Below are 249 nucleotides of genomic sequence, written 5' to 3'. Positions count from 1 at the left end.
CAAAAAAAGCGCCGTGCGGCGCTTTTTTTGTGCCTGACAATCGTTAAGGCATTGCGCTTATCACACTCCCCGCCGTCAATTTTAAAGCCGGTTCAATCTCTATCCCCGCGCTTTGTAACCCTTTTGCCGTCCATTTATTACAGGTATTTAAAATCCCATAGCGACCATTGGCGGCATAAAACTGGCTGTCACCATAAATGCCTTTTTTGAGTGGAATAACATTTCCCGCCTCGCTACGGGAAAAACTGC

Annotated in this window: 1 protein-coding gene; it reads right to left on the bottom strand. The window is 46.6% G+C overall.

The window, feature by feature from the left end; all coding sequences use genetic code 11:
* Positions 1-43: 43 nt before the first annotated feature.
* Positions 44-249: DUF2459 domain-containing protein (locus SB764_RS43150; RefSeq protein ID WP_410867188.1), on the bottom strand; the 206-nt coding region annotated here is incomplete at its 5' end.

This window comes from Paraburkholderia sp. SIMBA_027, from assembly GCF_046535315.1.
In the GTDB taxonomy this organism is placed as follows: domain Bacteria; phylum Pseudomonadota; class Gammaproteobacteria; order Burkholderiales; family Burkholderiaceae; genus Paraburkholderia; species Paraburkholderia tropica.
The sequence above is the reverse complement of the archived record's forward strand: the minus strand, read 5'-3'. Positions and strand labels throughout refer to the sequence as shown.